We start from the raw sequence: 512 nt of genomic DNA, 5'->3' as shown, positions 1-512 counted from the left end.
AAGCCCGTCAATATTTTATTGAATGCGAGCGGCGTGCAAAGCAAGTTGTTACACCACAAATCGATTACTCAAGTCCACAAGTAATGTTAGGTGTATTAACTCATCTAAAAAATGAAAATGAGCGTAAAGACATCATCATTGAAGATTTAAAACCAAAAGCAATGGCTCTTGAAAGCTTACAACGCTCTGATGGGCTCTTCGGTCTTACTGAAGCCGCTAAAGTGCTCGAAATGCAACCAAAACAATTCATTCTCTTCTTACAGAAAAAAAGATGGGTTTATCGACGCACTTTCGGGGCTCACTTATTGCCTTATCAAGACAAAATACAAAAAGGACTAATGGATTGCTCAACCCTCACTATTCAAACCGAAAATGGAACTGACAAAGTCATTCCTTCAGCAAAAATCACAACAAAAGGCATGGGGGTGCTATCTCAAGAAATTAAACGACAAAGCATGCATTAAAGGAAACAAACCATGGAAAAAAAATACGAAATGACTGATGAAACAATC

1 protein-coding gene is annotated in these 512 nt (G+C 37.9%); it reads left to right on the top strand.

Annotated features, from left to right (window positions below):
* On the top strand, window positions 1-464 hold a 464-nt coding region (locus tag ACFIM1_RS09525; RefSeq protein WP_375609932.1), incomplete at its 5' end, for a phage antirepressor KilAC domain-containing protein.
* Between the last annotated feature and the right edge of the window lie 48 nt (window positions 465-512).

The sequence above is a fragment of the Bartonella sp. AC158YNML genome (assembly GCF_042196725.1).
Lineage (GTDB): Bacteria > Pseudomonadota > Alphaproteobacteria > Rhizobiales > Rhizobiaceae > Bartonella.
The sequence above is the reverse complement of the archived record's forward strand: the minus strand, read 5'-3'. Positions and strand labels throughout refer to the sequence as shown.